General features: G+C 69.9%; 16 protein-coding genes and 2 pseudogenes. 6 read left to right on the top strand and 12 right to left on the bottom strand.

What is annotated here, in order from left to right; genetic code table 11:
• Positions 1-195: 195 nt before the first annotated feature.
• Positions 196-402, top strand: coding sequence for a DUF2842 domain-containing protein (locus PGN25_10965; protein MEH3118085.1), 207 nt, complete (start codon positions 196-198; stop codon positions 400-402).
• Here the strand turns inward: PGN25_10965 and PGN25_10960 are convergent.
• The 4 genes and pseudogenes from PGN25_10960 to secB form a co-directional block, all read right to left on the bottom strand.
• Positions 391-581 (bottom strand): annotated as a pseudogene (locus PGN25_10960) (IS5/IS1182 family transposase). The gene PGN25_10965 and the pseudogene PGN25_10960 sit on opposite strands and share 12 nt — an antisense overlap.
• A 107-nt stretch (positions 582-688) precedes the next feature.
• The gene (gene hisS / locus PGN25_10955; GenBank protein ID MEH3118084.1) at positions 689-2,200 is read right to left on the bottom strand and encodes a histidine--tRNA ligase; all 1,512 of its coding nucleotides are present in this window, start codon (positions 2,198-2,200) and stop codon (positions 689-691) included.
• Between the two features lie 81 nt (positions 2,201-2,281).
• Positions 2,282-2,653, bottom strand: a complete 372-nt coding sequence (locus PGN25_10950) for a tRNA-binding protein (GenBank protein ID MEH3118083.1) — start codon at positions 2,651-2,653, stop codon at positions 2,282-2,284.
• A 254-nt stretch (positions 2,654-2,907) separates the two neighbouring features.
• Positions 2,908-3,411: a protein-export chaperone SecB gene (gene secB / locus PGN25_10945; protein MEH3118082.1), complete on the bottom strand. Its 504-nt coding sequence runs from the start codon at positions 3,409-3,411 to the stop codon at positions 2,908-2,910.
• 450 nt (positions 3,412-3,861) lie between these two features.
• Between secB and PGN25_10940 the strand changes: the two genes are divergently transcribed.
• The 4 genes from PGN25_10940 (at position 3,862) to rho (ending at position 8,595) form a co-directional block, all read left to right on the top strand.
• Entirely contained in the window at positions 3,862-4,617 is a 756-nt protein-coding gene (locus PGN25_10940; GenBank protein MEH3118081.1) for a Tim44/TimA family putative adaptor protein, read from the top strand.
• 10 nt (positions 4,618-4,627) lie between these two features.
• Complete coding sequence (locus tag PGN25_10935) at positions 4,628-5,863, top strand: MltA domain-containing protein (protein MEH3118080.1); 1,236 nt, start codon at positions 4,628-4,630, stop codon at positions 5,861-5,863.
• A complete protein-coding gene (locus tag PGN25_10930; protein MEH3118079.1) occupies positions 5,860-6,606 on the top strand; it encodes a Smr/MutS family protein in 747 nt (248 codons plus the stop codon). Before PGN25_10935 ends, PGN25_10930 begins: the two co-directional genes overlap by 4 nt.
• Positions 6,607-7,254: 648 nt before the next feature.
• Positions 7,255-8,595: a transcription termination factor Rho gene (gene rho / locus PGN25_10925; protein ID MEH3118078.1), complete on the top strand. Its 1,341-nt coding sequence runs from the start codon at positions 7,255-7,257 to the stop codon at positions 8,593-8,595.
• Positions 8,596-9,072: 477 nt separating this feature from the next.
• Here the strand turns inward: rho and PGN25_10920 are convergent, their stop codons facing one another.
• Positions 9,073-9,450 carry a 4a-hydroxytetrahydrobiopterin dehydratase gene (locus tag PGN25_10920; protein MEH3118077.1) on the bottom strand — a complete coding sequence of 126 codons (378 nt, stop codon included), beginning with the start codon at positions 9,448-9,450 and terminating at the stop codon, positions 9,073-9,075.
• Between the two features lie 777 nt (positions 9,451-10,227).
• Between PGN25_10920 and PGN25_10915 the strand changes: the two genes are divergently transcribed.
• Positions 10,228-12,033: a methanol/ethanol family PQQ-dependent dehydrogenase gene (locus PGN25_10915; GenBank protein MEH3118076.1), complete on the top strand. Its 1,806-nt coding sequence runs from the start codon at positions 10,228-10,230 to the stop codon at positions 12,031-12,033.
• 105 nt (positions 12,034-12,138) lie between these two features.
• Here the strand turns inward: PGN25_10915 and folK are convergent, their stop codons facing one another.
• The 7 genes and pseudogenes from folK to pqqB form a co-directional block, all read right to left on the bottom strand.
• Complete coding sequence (gene folK / locus PGN25_10910) at positions 12,139-12,615, bottom strand: 2-amino-4-hydroxy-6-hydroxymethyldihydropteridine diphosphokinase (protein MEH3118075.1); 477 nt, start codon at positions 12,613-12,615, stop codon at positions 12,139-12,141.
• Complete coding sequence (folB, locus tag PGN25_10905; GenBank protein ID MEH3118074.1) at positions 12,612-12,992, bottom strand: dihydroneopterin aldolase; 381 nt, start codon at positions 12,990-12,992, stop codon at positions 12,612-12,614. Before folB ends, folK begins: the two co-directional genes overlap by 4 nt.
• The gene (gene folP, locus PGN25_10900) at positions 12,985-13,854 is read right to left on the bottom strand and encodes a dihydropteroate synthase (protein MEH3118073.1); all 870 of its coding nucleotides are present in this window, start codon (positions 13,852-13,854) and stop codon (positions 12,985-12,987) included. The genes folB and folP overlap by 8 nt, the downstream gene beginning before the upstream one ends.
• Before the next feature lie 101 nt (positions 13,855-13,955).
• Positions 13,956-14,274, bottom strand: a pseudogene (locus tag PGN25_10895) (hypothetical protein).
• Positions 14,275-14,282: 8 nt separating this feature from the next.
• Positions 14,283-15,437: a pyrroloquinoline quinone biosynthesis protein PqqE gene (gene pqqE, locus PGN25_10890; protein ID MEH3118072.1), complete on the bottom strand. Its 1,155-nt coding sequence runs from the start codon at positions 15,435-15,437 to the stop codon at positions 14,283-14,285.
• The gene (pqqC, locus tag PGN25_10885; GenBank protein ID MEH3118071.1) at positions 15,434-16,522 is read right to left on the bottom strand and encodes a pyrroloquinoline-quinone synthase PqqC; all 1,089 of its coding nucleotides are present in this window, start codon (positions 16,520-16,522) and stop codon (positions 15,434-15,436) included. Before pqqC ends, pqqE begins: the two co-directional genes overlap by 4 nt.
• Positions 16,523-16,740: 218 nt before the next feature.
• On the bottom strand, positions 16,741-17,640 hold the full coding sequence (gene pqqB / locus PGN25_10880) for a pyrroloquinoline quinone biosynthesis protein PqqB (GenBank protein MEH3118070.1): 900 nt from the start codon (positions 17,638-17,640) through the stop codon (positions 16,741-16,743).
• Positions 17,641-17,684: the final 44 nt, after the last annotated feature.

Raw genomic sequence — 17,684 nt, 5'->3', positions numbered from 1 at the left:
GCGTGCCAAGGTCTCGGCGTGCCGGGGACGTTCGGGTGCGGCTTACGGGAAGCACGGGCCCGCGCGCAACGCGGCCCGTGACGCAGGGCCCCTGCGTTGCGGCGCGCGGGCGGGACCGATACGACCCCCCTTCAGCGCCCGGACGGGCGCCCCGACCCGACGCGAGAGATCCAAGGCCCCCCAATGCGCCGCTCCCTGCGCCGCCGCACGCGCACCCTGCTCGGAACCTTCGGCATCCTGGCCTTCGTGATCGTCTACGCGCCGCTCGCCATGGCGCTGGCCGACAGCCGCATCTCGGAGACGCATCCGGCGGTGCAGACGGTGATCTACTCGATCCTCGGCATCGCCTGGATCTTCCCGCTGATGCCGCTGATCCGCTGGATGGACCGGCCGGACGATTAGATGGAGCTTGATGCTCAGGCCGCCGCGCGAGCGGCTCAGGGCTTGATCCGGTGCCGGGTCGGACAGGGGCCGATCTCCAGGCCCCCTTTTTTCGCGCCCGTCGCATGTTGGTGAGCGCGCATGATGGTGGAATCGACGATCCGGTACTCGCAGTCGGGATCGTCCGACAGCGCTTCGAAAAACGGATCGCCGGTGGAGCGGCTCGCTCGAGTGGCCCCCATCCCGGCCGCGGGCGGCGCATCGTCCCGGAATCGGTCCGGGACGATGCGCCCTGGCAAGGGCGTGCTCAGCCGAAATGCCGGGCGAGGGTCTCGCGGACGGTCTCGACCATCCGCTCCACCGGCACCGACACCTGCGCCGGGCGGGCCGCCTTCCACTCGGCGTTGCTGGCGATGGCGTCGGCCGCGCGGGCGCCCTCGATCAGATCCTTGATCTGGACCTCGCCGGCCTCGCGCTCGTTCGAGCCCTGGATCACCACCGCGGGCGCCCGGCGCCGGTCGGCGTACTTCATCTGCGCCTTCATCCCGGCCGCGCCGAGATAGAGCTCGGCCCGGATGTTGTCCGCCCGCAACCGTGCGACAAGAGCCTGATACTCGGCGATGTTTTCGCGGTCGAGCACGAGCACGACGACCGGCCCGGGCTTGGTGCCGCCCTCGACCAGCGGGCTCCGGGTCAGCCGCAGGGCCGAGAACAGGCGCGAGACGCCGATGGAGAAGCCGGTCGCCGGCACCGGATCGCTCCGAAACCGGCCGACCAGCCCGTCGTAGCGCCCGCCGCCCGCCACCGAGCCGAAGCGCACGGTCTGGCCATCCTCGTTGGTCACGGGGAAGGTCAGCTCCGCCTCGTAGACCGGGCCGGTGTAGTATTCGAGCCCGCGCACCACGGAGGGGTCGGCGCGCACCCGGTCGTGGCCGTAGCCCGCCGCCTCGCACAGCCGCATGATGGCGTGGAGTTCGGCGATGCCCTCGCGGCCGGTCTCCGAGGTGCCGACGACCTCCTGCCAGGAACCGAAGAACTTTTCCCAGAACGCCATCCGGTCGGCGCCCTCGTGCGGGCTCGCCTCGAAGCCGACATAGGCCAGGATGCGCTCGATCGCCTCGTCCGACAGGCCGGCGCCCTTGGTGACGTCGCCGCTCTCGTCCCTGCGGCCGGGGCCGAGGAGCAGGCGCACCCCGTCGGCGCCGAGGCGGTCGAGCTTGTCGATGGCGCGCAGCACGGTGAGCCGCTGGCCGGCCTTGTCGGGACCGGCCAGCCCGATCGCCTCCATCACCCCGTCGAGCACCTTGCGGTTGTTGACCTTGACCACGTACCGGCCCGCGAGCCCGAGGCGCTCCAGCGTGTCGGCCATCAGCATGCAGGTCTCGGCATCCGCCGCGACGGACCCGGCGCCGACGATGTCGGCATCGAACTGCATGAACTGGCGGAAGCGGCCCGGCCCCGGCTTCTCGTTGCGGAAGACGTAGCCCGCCCGGTAGCTGCGGTAAGGCTTCGGGATCGCGTCGAAGTGTTCCGCCACGTGACGGGCGAGCGGCGCGGTGAGGTCGTAGCGGAGCGAGAGCCACTGCTCGTCGTCGTCCTGGAACGAGAAGACGCCCTCGTTCGGCCGGTCGAGATCGGGCAGGAACTTGCCGAGCGCCTCGGTGTACTCGACGAAGGGCGTCTCCAGGGCCTCGAAGCCGTAGAGCTCGAAGGTCTGGCGGATGGTGTCGAGCATCCGCCCCTGCGCCGCGATCTCGGCCTCGTGACGGTCGGGGAAGCCGCGCGGCAGGCGGGGTTTCAGGGTCGCGGCCTTGGCCATGTCGTCGCCGATCGGAGCGGTTCTTTGAAGGGAAGCCCGGCTCTATCGCAGGCGGCCGTGACGCGGCAACCCGGAGGCGTCCTAGAACAGTCGGCCGCCATCGGGGACCGGACGGTCGGGAGCGAAGAGCACGACGGCGCCGGCCGCGTCGGGAAAGCCCAGCGTCAGCACCTCGGACAGGAACTTTCCGATCTGGCGGGCTGGGAAGTTCACCACCGCCGCGACCTGCCGGCCGACCAGGGCCTCGGGTGCGTAGTGCTCGGTGATCTGCGCGCTGGAGCGCTTCCGGCCGATCGCCGGCCCGAAATCGATGACGAGTTTGATGGCCGGCTTGCGCGCCTCCGGAAAGGCTTCCGCCGTCACGATCGTGCCGACGCGGATGTCGACGGCGAGGAAGGCGTCGAACCCGATCGTTTCGGATTCCGGGGCGGTGGGATCGTGGGTGACGTGCATGGATCGAACCGTTTTCGGCGGAAGCGCCGGATGCGTATGGCGGCCGCGCCGGGCCCGCGTCATCGCGATGACGCCAGGATTTTTACGCGACGGGCCGGGAGCGCCGCGAGGCCGAGGACCGCCGGCGGGAACAGGCTCGGCATCGTGGCGATCCGCGACCGCCGCGCCGCCCGCCCCTGCGACCCTCCGCGGCACGAAAAAGGCCCCGCCGTCGCGGAGCCCTCGCCTCGACACCCTGACGGGCGCGATCCGCCTCAGGAGGCGAGCGGCGTGCCCTGGCCGGGGGCGCCCTGCGCCTCCATCATCTTCTGGCGGTAGAGGCCGACGAAGTCGATCGGGTCGATGTAGAGGGGCGGGAAGCCGCCGTTGCGCACCGCCTCGGCGACGATCTGGCGGGCGAAGGGGAAGAGCAGGCGCGGGCACTCGATCATCACCGCCGGATGGATCTGGTCCTGCGGGATGTTGCGCATGCGGAAGATGCCGGCGTATTTCAGCTCGAACGCGAACAGCACCTCGTTGGCGATCTTGGCATCGCCCTCCAGCGTCAGCTCGACCTCGAAATCGGCCTCGGCGATCTGCTGGGCGTTGACGTTGACCTGGATGTTGATCTGGGGGCCGCCCTCCTGCGGCTGCAGCGAGCGCGGCGCGTTCGGGTTCTCGAAGGAGAGATCCTTGGCATATTGCGCCAGCGCGTTGATCGCGGGCGCGAGATCCTCGGTCTGTGCGCCGTTGCCGTTCGGTGCCGCGGTGTCGGCCATGGCGTCTCTCCTTCTCGCGTCGTCTTCGGCGCGCAGCGGCGCGCGCAAGGGCGCCCCTCCGGCGCGGGCTGCGCGCTACCATGCCCGTACCCGGCGAACAAGCCGAGCCGGATCGATCCGTCGGCCGCGACGGCCCGAACGAAGACGCGCGCGAATGCGACGCGGCGGCCTGTCCCGTCGGCTTGCCTGGAATCGCTCGCGGGTCCGCCCATATCACGGTAAGGTCGCGGACTTCGAACGGTCGGAGACACGAAAAGCCCCCACGCCTCCACAAGCGCCTCACGGCACGTCCGTTCCCGGCTCGCGCCCCGCGCCGCCCTCGGCTAAGAGCCTTGTTCGCGAGACCCTCTCGCGGAAAGCGCGTCGGGCGGGATCACGGGGTGCCCCTCCTCCGGGCGGCCCGTTCGGGCGCCGGACTCACGTGTGCGACGGTCACGATTCGGATCGGTGATGCAGGATTCCTTCGACGTAACCACCCTGATTTTCCTGGCGCTGGCCGTCTTCGTGATCTGGCGGCTGCGCTCGGTGCTCGGCCAGAAGACCGGGGCGGAGCGCTCGCCGTTCCGGCCGGTGGAGCGCAACCGCACCGAGCCGCCGGCCGGCCGCGGCGAGGGCGACAACGTGGTGCGCCTGCCCGGCGCCGACCGGGGCCAGGATCGCGGGCAGGATCGGGGGCAAGATCGACCCCAGGCCGGAGCCGCGGTGCAGGCCGCCCCGGCGCGCGACTGGCACGGCATCGCCGAGCCGGGCTCGGCGGTCGCCCGCGGCCTGGAGCAGGTGGTGCAGGCCGAGCCGGGCTTCGATCCCCGGGCCTTCCTGGAGGGGGCCAAGGGCGCCTACGAGACCGTCGTCACCGCCTTCGCCAAGGGCGACCGCAAGACCCTGCGCACGCTCCTGTCGCGGGAGGTCTGCGAGGGCTTCGAGCGGGCGATCTCCGAGCGCGAGAAGCGCCGCGAGACCGCGGAGACCACCTTCATCTCGATCGACAAGGCGGAGATCGCCGCCATCGAGGTCAAGAACCGCGCCGCGCAGATCACCGTGCGCTTCCTCTCGAACCTGATCACCGCCACCCGCGACGCGGACGGCAAGGTGATCGACGGCAATGCCGAGACCGGCGTCGAGGTCCCCGACGTGTGGACCTTCGCCCGCACGCTCGGCGCGCGCGATCCGAACTGGCAGCTCGTCGCCACCGACGCCGGCGGCTGACCGTCGTTCGATGCCGCGTCTGCGCGTTTCCGGTCCGGCCGCAGCGGTCCTCGCCGCTGCGGCCGTTTCCGTTCCCGCCTCCGTTCCGAAGGCGGCCGGGCCTCCGTCCGTGCCGGGTGCCGTGCTGGAACCGGTCGCGCTCGCCGCCCTGCCGGGCTGGCGCGGGGACGAGGCCGGCGCGGCCCTCGACGCCTTCCGCCGCACCTGCATGGGGCCCGGTCCCAACCCGCCCCAGGCTGCGGGCGTGACGGGCTCCGCCGCCGACCTCGCGGCGGCCTGCGCGGCGGCGGGCGACGTGAAGCCGGGCGACGCCAAGGCGTTCTTCGAGGCACGGTTTTCCGCCTACCGCATCGTCCGGCCGGCCGCCGGGGCGGAGCCCGAGCGGCGGCTCGGCTTCCTCACGGGCTATTTCGAGCCGGAACTGGCGGGCTCGCTCGAACCCGGGCCCGGCTACACCGCCCCCGTCCTCGCCCGCCCCGACGACCTCGTCAGCCTCGCTCCCGGCGAGACCGTGCCGGGGCTCGACCCGGGCTACCGGGCGGGACGGCGCACCGAGGCCGGACTCGTGCCCTATCCCGACCGCGCCGCGATCGAGGACGGGGCGCTGGGCGAGCGGACCCGGCCGCTCCTGTGGCTGCGCGACGCGGTCGACCTGTTCGTCCTGCAGGTGCAGGGGTCGGGCCGGGTCAGGCTGCCCGACGGGCGCGGGATTCGCGTGCTCTACGACGGCAAGAACGGCCAGCCCTACACCTCGATCGGCAAGCTGCTGGTCGCCGAGGGACACCTGCCGCTGAACGGATTGAGCCTGGAGCGCTGGACCGCGTGGCTGCGGGCCCATCCGGACCATGCCCGCCGGCTGATGCGGATGAACGCGTCCTACATCTTCTTCCGGACCGAGCCGGTGACGGACCCCGCCCTCGGCCCGCCCGGCGCCGCCGGCGCCCCCTTGAGCGCGGGCCGCACCATGGCGGTGGACGGGAACCTGTGGCGCTACGGCCTGCCGTTCTGGCTGGAAGGACAGCTCCCGGGCCAGCCCGGCCGCGGCCATCTCGTGGTCGCCGCCGATGCCGGCTCGGCCATCGTCGGGCCAGCGCGGGGCGACCTCTATGTCGGCACCGGCGCCGCGGCGGGCCGCGCGGCGGGCGACCTGCACGACCGCATGGGCTTCGTCGTGCTGATCCCCGAGGCGAGCGCCGCCGCCGGGGACGCCGTACCGGAGGAGGCCGCCGGGGAGGGTCGGCCGTGAGGGAGCGAGCCCCCCGGCGCCCGCGCCGGCTCTCCCGCGAGGAGGCGCATCTGTGGGGCGAGATCGCCAAGCTGATCACGCCCCTGCGCGGCCGCGCCGAGCCGAAGAAGGCGCCGCCGGCCGAGATCGAGCGGCCGGCGGCGCCGGCCCGGCCGGATCCGGCCGCCGCGGTGCCGCCGTCCGCGCGGCCCATCCCGAAACCCGTTGCAAAGCCTGCCGCCAAGCCGCCCACAAAGCCGCCCGCGAAGCCCGTCGCTCCTCCCGCACCCCGCGCCGTACCGGCCGTCGGCCTGCCGCGCGCCGCCGCCAAGCCGCTCAAGCTCGGCGACCTCGCTCCCGAGATCGCCCGGGTGAGCAAGGCGTCGGCACCGCTTCCTCCCCCGTCGCCGCCGGGCGCGCCGGGGCTGGAGCGGCGGGAGCGGCGCGGGCTGGAGCGCGGCACCCTGTCGATCGAGGCGCGCATCGACCTGCACGGCCTGTATCAGGCGGAGGCGCATGCCGCACTGGTCGGCTTCCTGCTGCGCGCCCGCGCGGCGGGCCATGCCCGCGTGCTCGTGGTGACCGGCAAGGGCGGCGAAGACTTCGGCGAGCGCGGCGGCTTCGCCCAGCGCGGCGTCCTCCGGCGCAGCGTGCCGCACTGGCTGCGCGGGCCGGAACTGCGCGGCCTCGTACTCGGCTTCGAGGCGGCGGCGCGCCATCACGGCGGGGCGGGCGCCCTCTACGTGCGCCTGCGGCGGCGGTGAAGGGGACGCGCAGACGCTTTTTCGCGAACGGCGTCACCGGTCGGATCGAGAGGGCTCCGAACTCGGGTCGACGGCTCTCGACCACCGCGTCTCCTGCACGGACCCGTCATTCCGGGGTTCGCTTGTCGGCGCCCCGGGAATGACGACGGCGGGCAGGTCGGCATCCTGAAGGCTCGCTGTGTCAACCCGGGTTCGGAGGCCCTGGGTCGGATCCAGGGCCATCGCTCGAAGCCGCCTGAGCGGCTTCGCGGCGCCAAGGGACACGACCAAGAGCGCCGCGCGGAGCGGGCTTCTCAGGACCATGCTCCTGAGAAGCATCGAGCGGAGCGAAAGCCCAAGGGGCCGAGATGTCCGCGGAGGCGGGCGCCGGCGACTGAGGCCGGCAAAAACCAGGGCCATCGCTTTCAAGCGATGGCCCTGGGTCGGATCGAGCCGGGGCTTGAGCCGGGCGGCGAAACGCGCTATTGACCCCTGCTTTCCGATTGCAGCCGTGTCGCATCCCTTAGGTCGTCCAGGCCGAGTGGACCCGATGCGTGGGCCGGGCCGCGCGCCCGCGGCGGCTACGAACCTGGGACGCTTCTCCGGCGTCCGGCCCTGCTCCCCGACCGGCCGACCACTCCCCGCCATTCGTTGGTTGCATCTCCCCACATGACGTCACAGAACGACGCTCTCGCCCCCGTCGAAGCCCCGGCCGAAGCCGCCGCGCCGGCCGATCTCGCCACGCGGCGCGAAGTGCGGCTTCAGGACCTGAAGTCCAAATCCCCCACCGAGCTCATCGCCTTTGCGGAAGAAGTCGAGGTCGAGAACGCCTCGACCATGCGCAAGCAGGAGCTGATGTTCGCGATCCTCAAGCAGCTCGCGGCCAACGAGACCGAGATCATCGGCGCCGGCACCGTCGAGGTGCTGCAGGACGGGTTCGGCTTCCTGCGCTCCAACGACTCGAACTATCTGCCGGGCCCGGACGACATCTACATCTCGCCGACCCAGATCCGCCGCTTCGGCCTGCGCACCGGCGACACGGTCGAGGGCCCGATCCGCGGACCCAAGGACGGCGAGCGCTACTTCGCCCTGATCAAGGTCAACACGATCAACTTCGAGAACCCGGAGAAGATCAAGCACAAGGTCCATTTCGACAACCTGACGCCGCTCTTCCCGACCAAGCGGTTCAAGCTCGAACTGGACAACCCGACCAAGAAGGACTTCTCGCCCCGCATCATCGACATCGTCTCGCCGATCGGCAAGGGCCAGCGCGCGCTGATCGTCGCGCCGCCGCGCACCGGCAAGACCGTGCTGATGCAGAACATCGCGCAGTCGATCACCCTCAACCACCCCGAGTGCTACCTCATCGTGCTGCTCATCGACGAGCGCCCGGAGGAGGTGACCGACATGATCCGCTCGGTGAAGGGCGAGGTCATCGCCTCGACCTTCGACGAGCCGGCCACCCGCCACGTCCAGGTCGCCGAGATGGTGATCGAGAAGGCCAAGCGCCTGGTCGAGCACGGCCGCGACGTGGTGATCCTGCTCGATTCGATCACCCGCCTGGGCCGCGCCTACAACACCGTCGTCCCGTCCTCCGGCAAGGTGCTGACCGGCGGCGTCGACGCCAACGCCCTGCAGCGGCCCAAGCGCTTCTTCGGTGCGGCCCGCAACATCGAGGAGGGCGGCTCGCTCTCGATCATCGCCACCGCGCTGATCGACACCGGCTCGCGCATGGACGAGGTGATCTTCGAGGAGTTCAAGGGCACCGGCAATTCCGAGATCATCCTCGACCGCAAGGTCTCCGACAAGCGCATCTTCCCGGCCATCGACATCACCCGCTCCGGCACCCGCAAGGAGGAACTGCTGGTGCCGCCGGATTCGCTCAAGAAGACCTACGTCCTGCGCCGCATCCTCAACCCGATGGGCGTCACCGACGCGATCGAGTTCCTCATGGACAAGCTGCGCCAGACCAAGAGCAACAGCGACTTCTTCGACTCGATGAACACCTGAGAGCCTGTTTGACCGACCAACGTGTCTTCGTCAGGCAACGGCAAGGCGAGGGAAGGTCCTACTCCCATCCCGACCCTCATCCTGAGGTGCCGGAGCGTAGCGGAGGCCTCGAAGGATGCTCCAGGAATCGCGCGGGATCTGGAGCACCCTTCGAGGCCGCTCACGCGGCACCTCAGGATGAGGGGCGAGATGGGATCACTGCAGTCAAACAGGCTCTGATACGCCTCCGGTCGATGACTTCGGCTTCTCCTGCGTCCTTGCGAGGCGAAGCCGTGGCCATCCAGGGCGCGCCCTGGATGGCTTCGCAGCCGCTCGCGATGACGGCGTGGGGCGAAACCCGAAGCGATCGATCGGAAACGGTATGAGGCGAAGGCCCCGGCGTCGCGTCCGGCACGTAACCGTGCCTGCGCCCGGACTTCGAGAGGACGCCCTGCCCGGATGTCCCCGCCCGCGCCGACGCGGCAAGGCCCCTGCGGCCTATTTCTCGTACTTGATGTACGCGAAGCGCGGATCGGCCGGCGTGCCCTCCAGGGCGCCGCCCTCCGCGCCGGGCTGCCACGCGACGACCTCCTCGATCTTCCTCGCCAGGGCGAAATCCTTTTCGGTGATACCCTTGGCGGCGTGGTTCATCAGCCGCACCTCGACCCAGGCGTAGGAGGCGGTGAGATCGGGGTGGTGCCACGCGGCCTCGGCGAGATGGCCCACCGTGTTGATGACCATCAGCGTGCTCTTCCACGAGGCGGTCTTGTAGGTCCGGCGAATCCAGCCCTCCTCCAGCCGCCATTCCGGCAGCTCTTCCTTGAGCCGGCGCTCGACCGTCGCGTCGTCGAGGACGCTCTCGCGTGCCTGAGCCATCGTCGTTCTCCCTGTCCGATTGCGCGAAACCTGCGTCGGGACCGGCGGCGGCGCAAGCCGCGATCGCATGATCCCAGGGTTCCACACTCTGGTGAACGTCGATGCGCCCCACCATCATCGAGCCGCCGTCGTCATTCCGGGGCCGCGCAGCGGAACCCGGAAATCACGTGTGATGCGATCGTCGATGCGTTCGGCCTGTCCTGCGTCCTTGCGAGGCGAAGCCGTGGCCATCCAGGGCGCAGCCCTTTCCGGACCTGTCGCGCCCTCGATCGCTTCGCGGCCGCTCCCGCAATGCAACGAGGAAAGTTCGGGTCCGATCAACCGGGAAACCGGCGTCAAAGTGCGCGGGACGCATGGATAAGGAGACAGGACCGATTTCCCATGCCGACAACGCGGCCATGCCGGCCGGTCGAGTGGGGATTTCTCCAAAATAACGTTTTGTCTTGTGCGCTGCGGATCGAATTTTGCAGCGTAAAAGTCCCGCCTCGACTGGAAAATTTCCTGCAAAACGCGGGTCCGGCTGCGACATCCTACGCGTGAAAGCGAGTTGACGGCGCCCGAAATTTTCTTAGAGTTCGTTCAAGATTCGGTTCGAGGGGGCCGCCGGGGGATGCGGGCCCGGCCGGGTAAGCCACCGGGAACACGGGTCAATCTCGGTTCCGCGGCGGTGCTCCCGAGCTGCCGGGGCGAAGACGGTCCCTGTCGCAAACAGCAGGTCAATCGACGCCGGGGAGCGGGCTGCTCCTCGGGGCTGGATAAGGCCTGTCGGAGGAAGCCATGAGAGCGGTACATCTCCTCGCACTCGGTGCGGGTCTCGCGGCGGCCGGCCCGGCCCTCGCCAACGAAAGCGTCATGAAGGGCATCGCCAACCCGGCGGAGCAGGTGCTTCAGACGGTCGACTACGCGAACACCCGTTACTCCAAGCTCGACCAGATCAACAAGGACAACGTCAAGAACCTCCAGGTCGCCTGGACCTTCTCGACCGGCGTGCTGCGCGGCCACGAGGGCTCCCCGCTCGTCGTCGGCAACGTCATGTACGTCCACACGCCCTTCCCGAACATCGTCTACGCGCTCGACCTCGATCAGGGCGCCAAGATCGTGTGGAAGTACGAGCCCAAGCAGGATCCGTCCGTGATCCCGGTGATGTGCTGCGACACGGTCAACCGCGGTCTGGCCTACGCCGAAGGTGCCATCATCCTGCACCAGGCCGACACCACCGTCGTGTCGCTCGACGCCAGGACCGGCAAGGTCAACTGGTCGGTCAAGAACGGCGACCCGTCCAAGGGCGAGACCAACACCGCCACCGTCCTCCCGGTGAAGGACAAGGTGATCGTCGGCATCTCCGGCGGCGAGTTCGGCGTGCAGTGCCACGTCACCGCCTACGACCTGAAGACCGGCAAGAAGGTCTGGCGCGGCTACTCCGTCGGCCCGGACGATCAGCTCCTGGTCGATCCCGAGAAGACCACCTCGCTCGGCAAGCCGATCGGCAAGGACTCCTCGCTGAAGACCTGGGAGGGCGATCAGTGGAAGACCGGCGGCGGCTGCACCTGGGGCTGGTTCTCCTACGATCCCAAGCTCGACCTGATGTACTACGGCTCGGGCACCCCCTCGACCTGGAACCCGAAGCAGCGTCCGGGCGACAACAAGTGGTCGATGACCATCTGGGCGCGTAACCCCGACACCGGCGTCGCCAAGTGGGTCTACCAGATGACCCCCCACGACGATTGGGACTTCGACGGCATCAACGAGATGATCCTCACGGATCAGAAGTTCGACGGCAAGGAGCGCCCGCTCCTGACGCACTTCGACCGAAACGGCTTCGGCTACACGCTCGATCGCGCCACCGGCGAGCTGCTCGTCGCCGAGAAGTACGATCCGGCCGTGAACTGGGCCTCCAAGGTCGACATGGACAAGGGGTCCGAGACCTACGGCCGTCCGCTCGTCGTGTCGAAGTACTCGACCGAGCAGAACGGCGAGGACGTGAACTCGAAGGGCATCTGCCCGGCGGCGCTCGGCTCCAAGGACCAGCAGCCGGCGGCCTACTCGCCCAAGACCAACCTGTTCTACGTGCCGACCAACCACGTCTGCATGGACTACGAGCCGTTCCGGGCGACCTACACCCCGGGCCAGCCCTATGTCGGTGCGACGCTCTCGATGTACCCGGCCCCCGGCTCGCACGGCGGCATGGGCAACTTCATCGCCTGGGACGGCGTGAGCGGCAAGATCAAGTGGTCGAATCCCGAGCAGTTCTCGGCTTGGTCGGGTGCGCTCGCCACCGCCGGCGACGTGGTGTTCTACGGCACGCTCGAAGGCTACCTGAAGGCGGTCGACTCGAAGTCGGGCAAGGAACTGTACCGCTTCAAGACCCCGTCGGGCATCATCGGCAACGTGATGACCTACGAGCACAAGGGCAAGCAGTACGTGGGCGTCCTGTCGGGCGTCGGCGGCTGGGCCGGCATCGGCCTCGCGGCCGGCCTGACCGACCCGAACGCCGGCCTCGGCGCGGTGGGGGGGTACGCGGCTCTGTCGAGCTACACCAACCTCGGCGGCCAGCTCACCGTCTTCGCTCTGCCGAACAACTAAGTCGCTTGCGACGCCGAAAGGATGCCGGCGCGAAACCCGCGCCGGCACCACGGCTTCGCCTCGCAAGGACGCAGGACAGGCCGAAGTCATCGACCGGACGGCATATCATTTCGCCCGCTCGATCCCGGCCGCGTCGAGCCTGGCCAGCGCCCGCGTCACGGTCTCGCCGCCGATGACGAGGTCGGGGGCGATCTCGGCGAGCGGCACCAGAACGAAGGCCCGCTCCCGGACGAAGCGGTGCGGCAGCACGAGGCGCTCGTCGGCGACCTGCGCGCCCGCGTAGGCCAGCACGTCGATGTCGATGACCCGCGGTCCCCACCGGCGCTCGCGCACCCGGCCCAGCGCCGCCTCGATCGACAGGCAGACTTCCAGGAGAGCGTGCGGGGTCAGTTCCGTATCGATGGCGAGTGCGGCGTTGAGGAACCAGTCCTGATCCGTGTCGCCCCAGGGGGGCGTGCGGTAATCGGCCGAGCGCGCCGCGATCCGGATGCCGGGGGTGGCCGCGAGGCGCTCGACGGCTTGCGCCAGCATCGCCGCCTTGTCGCCGATGTTGCTGCCGAGCCCGAGATAGGCGCGCGTCATGACGGGTCCTTCGCGGCGCGGCCCCGCACGATCTCGATCGCCGCATGGTCGAGCACGGCGGGGATCGGCGCGCTGGGCTTGTCGATCCGCACCGCGATGGACTCGATGCGGGAAAACCGGGCGAGGCAGGTCTCGGCGATGGTTTCGGCCAGGGCCTCGATCAGGGCGAAGCGCCGGTTCGTGGCGATGTCGAGGGCGATCTCGGCCAGATCCGCGTAGCTCACGGTCGCCGCCACGTCGTCGCTGCGGCCGGCCTCCGAAAGGTCGAGCCGGCATTCGAGCGAGATGTAGAAGCGCTGCCCGAGCCGCTCCTCCTCCGGCAGCACCCCGTGGCGGGCGAAGACCGCGAGACGATGGACGAGGATGCGGTCAGCCATGAGGAGTTCCGGGAACCCCATCCGGGCGCATCACCGCGTCGAGCACCCGCAGGGCCTCGACATGCGGTGCCACGTCGTGGACGCGCACGATGTCGGCGCCGAGCGAGCCCGCCAGCACGTGCGCGGCGAGCGAGCCGACCAGCCGGTCGCGCGGCGCCGTCTCCCGGTCGTGCAGGCGCCCGAGCAGGCTTTTCCGCGAGACGCCGACGAGGAGGGGGAAGCCCAGCGCGCGGATTTCGGGGAGGCGGCGCAGGGCTTCGAGGTGCTGCTCCCAGCTCTTGCCGAAGCCGATGCCGGGATCGAGCACGATGTCGCCGTCGGGGATGCCGGCGCGGCGGGCGATGGCGAGGGAGCGCTCGAAGAAGCGCAGCATGTCCGCGACGATGTCGAGGCTGCCGTCGACCGTCTCGCGGTTGTGCATGACGATGACCGGCGCGCCGTGGTCGGCCGCCACGCGGGCGATGTCGGGCTCGCGTTGCAGGCCCCAGACATCGTTGACGAGGGTGGCGCCGGCCCGGAGCGCGGCGTCCGCCGTCGAGGCCTTGTAGGTGTCGATCGAGATCGGCACCGACAGCCCCGGGGCCACCGCCGCGATCACCGGCAGGACGCGAGCCTGCTCCTCCCGCGCCGGAACCGGCGTGTGGCCCGGCCGGGTCGATTCGCCGCCGATATCGAGGATGTGGGCACCGGCCCCGATCAGCGCGGCGGCCTGCGTCCGCGCCGCCGCGACACCCACGAAGCGGCCTCCGTCGGAGAACGAATCCGGCGTGACGTTGAGGATGCCCATCACCAGGGTCCGCCGTCCGAGTTCGGGCAGCAGGGCGGTCAGGCGGGTCGTCGGGGCGGGGGCGTCGGGCGGCATCTCGGATCGGAGCGGGTCGGGCCGGTCCTGCCGGCCTAGCCCCTCCGGCGGGGTTTAGCCAGATCCATTCCATGCAGCCCCGATCCGATCCGGGAAAGGCCTCAGGAGGCGCCGTGGTAGCAGCGGATCTCGGCTTCGACCTGGGTGCGGCGCAGCTCGGCCACCTTGTCGAACGTCTTGGTCGACGTGAAGGCCACGGTGCGCTGGCCGATGCCCTGTCGCATCGACAGGATGGTCGAGGCCTGGACGTAGCGGTCGTAGGGCAGGATCGCGGCGAGGGAGCAGGAGCACTTCTCCAGCGTCTCGCGGGTCTGGCCGTTCGCGGCCATGCAGCCGAACACGCAATCGGCCCGCGCATCGGTCGGGTCGCCGTTACTCCTCGGCGTGCGCGGGCGCGGCGAGCAGAGCCGCCGCCAGGATGGACCGTCTCAAAGGGGTGCCTTTTCGCTCAACGGGCTTTGCACATTCGTCCCGATGGTGCGGTATATATAATCCGGCGGGTTCTCGGCAGCCTCTTCCTTGGCGAGATCCCGCATCTTCGCGTGCAGCGGCGAGAGAGAGCAGGCGGGATCGGTGTTGGCCGCGTCGCCCGTCAGCGCCAGCGCCTGACAGCGGCAGCCGCCCCAATCCTTCTCGCGCCGGTCGCAGGAGCGGCAGGGCTCCTTCATCCAGGACGTGCCGCGATAGGCGGCGAAGGCCGGGGATCGCGTCCAGATGTCGCCGAGGGAATGGTCGTTCACGTACCAGAATTCGAGGCCCGGAATCGTCTCGGCGGCGTGGCAGGGCAGCACCTTGCCCTGGGGCGTGACGTTCATCAGCTTGCGGCCCCAGCCGCCGGCACAGGCCTTCGGATACTTGGCGTAGTAGTCCGGCACCACGAGATCGATGACGAGCCGGCCCTTGAGCCGCTCGCGCGCCGCTTCGACGATGCGGATCGACGCGTCGACCTGGGCCTTGTCCGGCATCAGCGCGGCGCGGTTGACGTAGGCCCAGCCGTAATACTGGGTGTGGGCCACCTCCAGCCGCTTGGCGCCGAGCTCGACCGCGAGGTCGATGAAGCCCGGCACCTCGTGGATGTTGCCGCGGTGGATCACCGCGTTCAGCGTCAGCGGCAGGCCGAGTTCGGTGACGCGGGCGGCGAACTGCATTTTTTGGGGTTGCGCGTTCTTCAGGCCGCCGATCTTTTCCGCGTTGGCCGCATCGACGCCCTGCACCGAGAGCTGCACGTGGTCGAGGCCGGCATCGTACAGCGCGTCGAGCTTGGCCAGCGCCCCGCCGACGCCCGAGGTGATCAGGTTCGAGTAGAGGCCGAGTTCGGCGCATCTGGCCGTGATCTCGACGATGTCGGGGCGGGCGGTCGGCTCGCCGCCGGAGAGGTGGACGTGCAGCACGCCCAAGCCCGCCGCCTCCGTCAGCACCCGCAGCCATGTCGCCGTGTCGAGCTCGGCCGAGCGCCGGTCGAGCTCCAGCGGGTTCGAGCAGTAGGGGCAGCGGAGGGGGCAGCGGTGGGTCAGTTCGGCGAGCAGGCCGACCGGTGCCGGGATGACGTCCGCGGGGGAGGGGGCGGGGGTCGGTGCATTCATCGCTCCAGAACCCTTTTTTGCGCGAGACCGGCCAGCATCACCAGGATGTCGGCCTCGATGACGGCCGGGTCGGCGTCGTAGGTCTGGCCCAGGGTGCGGGCGATCTGCGAGACCGAGGTCCGGCCGTCGACGAGCTTGAGGACCGCGACGGCGTTGTCGTCGAGGTCGAAGGTGCGCTCGGGCGCGAGCAGGACGTGCTTGGCCCGCACCTCGTCGTAGCGCAGGCGCACGCCGCGGGGCAGGCGCGGCACGTCGCCGCCGGCGAAGGCCGCCGGCGCCGCATCGGCGGTCGTGGCAGGGCTGCCCTCGGCGACCAAGCCCTCGCCCGGCTGCCACGCGTCCGGCGGCACCATGCCGGGCGCGACGTAGGCGAAGTAGAGCGCGTCGAGCTGCGTCCAGAGCACGGTGCACTTGAAGGTCAGCGCGGCAAGCGCCGCCCGCTGCATCTCGGGCGTGGTGGCGTGGCGCTTCACGTAGTCGAGGGCGAAGTCGGCGTCGCGCGGGGCCTGGGTGAGGCGCTTGTCGAAATAGGCCAGCGTCTCCCTGGTGATGAAGTCGTAGTTCTTCAGCATCCCGGCGACGCGCTCGGAGATGATCGTCGGCGAGAACATCTCGGTGAGCGAGGAGGCGATGGCTTCCAGAAGCGAGCGCTCCGAGACGAAGTGGACGTAGGCGTCGACCGAGAAGCGGGTCGCCGACAGGATGCCCCTGGTCGAGAGCACGTAGTCGCGGGTGAAGCCGACGCCTTCGGCGAGCTTGAGCCAGCGCTCGATGCCGCCGTCGCCCTCGTGGTCGCCGTCGTGATCGACGATGCGCTGGCGCCAGATCCGGCGCAACGGCGCGTCCGGCAGGCGGGCCAGCAGTGCCGCGTCCTTCACCGGGATCATCGCCTGATAATAGTAGCGGTTCAGCGCCCAGGCCCGCACCTGATCCTTCGAGAGCTTGCCGTCGTGCAGCAGGCGGTGGAACGGGTGGAGGTTGTGGTAGCGCCGCGCACCGATGTCGCGCAGGGCCGCCTCGAGCTCCTCGTGGCTCAGCAGACGCTGCTCGGATTCCGGGACGGGCGGCGGGAATTGGGCGGTCATGGCGTTCGGTTTCCCCGACTTGAATCGCGTTTCCTGGATCTTTTTGTCAGATGGGTCCGCCGCGCGCGAGGGGCCGTGCGATTGTCGCACGATTGTATCGCGCAAAACATAATCGGCCCGGCATTAAATTTCCAGGCCGAACCGGTCTCGCCGAGATTCGCCCGGTCCGGAGCATCGTCTCTTTCCGAAAGCCGGCAGCCACCTTTCGGGACGATGCCCTAGAGATCGAGGGTCAACCCGTCGTGCGCAACGGTCCATCCGCGCGCCTCGACGCCGGCGCGCTCGGGCGAGTCCTCGACCAGGATCGGGTTGGTGTTGTTGATGTGGATCAAAACCCGCCGGCCGATCTCGGCATCCGCGAACGAGGCGATCGAGCCGGTCTCGCCGTTGATCTGGACATGGCCCATGCGCCAGCCGGTCTTGGTGCCGACGCCGGCGCGGATCATGTCGTCGTCCTCCAGCACGGTGCCGTCGAACAGGAGCGCGTCGGCCCCCGCGACGCGGGCCTTCAGATCCTCGGTCACCCGGGCGCAGCCGGGAATGTAGGCGAGGCGTTTGCCGCCCGCCTCGATCATCGTGCCGACGGTGGTCTCGGTCTCCGCCCCGATCCGCATCGAGGCATCCTCCAGCCAGAGCGGCACCTTGCCCGGTACGGCGAACAGCGTCACCGAAAGTCCGGGCACCGGCTCGAAGGCCTGGTTCAGGGCAATCGTCCGCCGCTGCACCACGTCGGCGGCCATCACGTCGAAGACGCGGTTGTCCGAGACGGAGGCCAGGATGCCGGGAGTGGCGTAGAGCGTGAAGGGCTGGCCCTCGCGCAGGGTCAGCAGGCCCGCGACGTGATCGACGTCGCCGTTGGTCAACAGAACCGCGTGGATCGGCGAGTGGCGCAGGCCTGTCCGCGGATGCAGGGGCGGATTGGCCTGAATCTGCTGGCGGATATCGGGGGAGGCGTTCAGCAGGAGCCAGCGCTCCCCGTCGGGGGAGACCGCGATGCTCGACTGCGTGCGCGGCTTGACCCTGGCGTCGCCCGCCCAGGCCAGGGAGCAGACGGGGCAGCGGCAGTTCCACTGGGGAACGCCGCCGCCCGCCGCCGAGCCGAGGATCACGACATGCATGGTGAGAACCCGCTGCTGCCCGCGACCTGCGACCCGGCTCCGAT

The organism is Methylorubrum populi (assembly GCA_036946625.1).
Taxonomy (GTDB): Bacteria; Pseudomonadota; Alphaproteobacteria; order Rhizobiales; family Beijerinckiaceae; genus Methylobacterium; species Methylobacterium populi_C.
Note: the sequence above shows the minus strand (reverse complement) of the source record. Positions and strands in the feature narration are given on the sequence as shown.

Coding starts and splice junctions, on each gene's coding strand:
- PGN25_10915 (MEH3118076.1), top strand. CDS start 10,228: ATGAGAGCGGTACATCTCCTCGCACTCGGTGCGGGTCTCGCGGCGGCC.
- folK (MEH3118075.1), bottom strand. CDS start 12,615: ATGACGCGCGCCTATCTCGGGCTCGGCAGCAACATCGGCGACAAGGCG.
- pqqB (MEH3118070.1), bottom strand. CDS start 17,640: ATGCATGTCGTGATCCTCGGCTCGGCGGCGGGCGGCGGCGTTCCCCAG.
- folP (MEH3118073.1), bottom strand. CDS start 13,854: ATGCCGCCCGACGCCCCCGCCCCGACGACCCGCCTGACCGCCCTGCTG.
- PGN25_10950 (MEH3118083.1), bottom strand. CDS start 2,653: ATGCACGTCACCCACGATCCCACCGCCCCGGAATCCGAAACGATCGGG.
- PGN25_10935 (MEH3118080.1), top strand. CDS start 4,628: ATGCCGCGTCTGCGCGTTTCCGGTCCGGCCGCAGCGGTCCTCGCCGCT.
- PGN25_10940 (MEH3118081.1), top strand. CDS start 3,862: ATGCAGGATTCCTTCGACGTAACCACCCTGATTTTCCTGGCGCTGGCC.
- pqqE (MEH3118072.1), bottom strand. CDS start 15,437: ATGAATGCACCGACCCCCGCCCCCTCCCCCGCGGACGTCATCCCGGCA.
- pqqC (MEH3118071.1), bottom strand. CDS start 16,522: ATGACCGCCCAATTCCCGCCGCCCGTCCCGGAATCCGAGCAGCGTCTG.
- PGN25_10920 (MEH3118077.1), bottom strand. CDS start 9,450: ATGGCTCAGGCACGCGAGAGCGTCCTCGACGACGCGACGGTCGAGCGC.
- secB (MEH3118082.1), bottom strand. CDS start 3,411: ATGGCCGACACCGCGGCACCGAACGGCAACGGCGCACAGACCGAGGAT.
- hisS (MEH3118084.1), bottom strand. CDS start 2,200: ATGGCCAAGGCCGCGACCCTGAAACCCCGCCTGCCGCGCGGCTTCCCC.
- folB (MEH3118074.1), bottom strand. CDS start 12,992: ATGGCTGACCGCATCCTCGTCCATCGTCTCGCGGTCTTCGCCCGCCAC.
- rho (MEH3118078.1), top strand. CDS start 7,255: ATGACGTCACAGAACGACGCTCTCGCCCCCGTCGAAGCCCCGGCCGAA.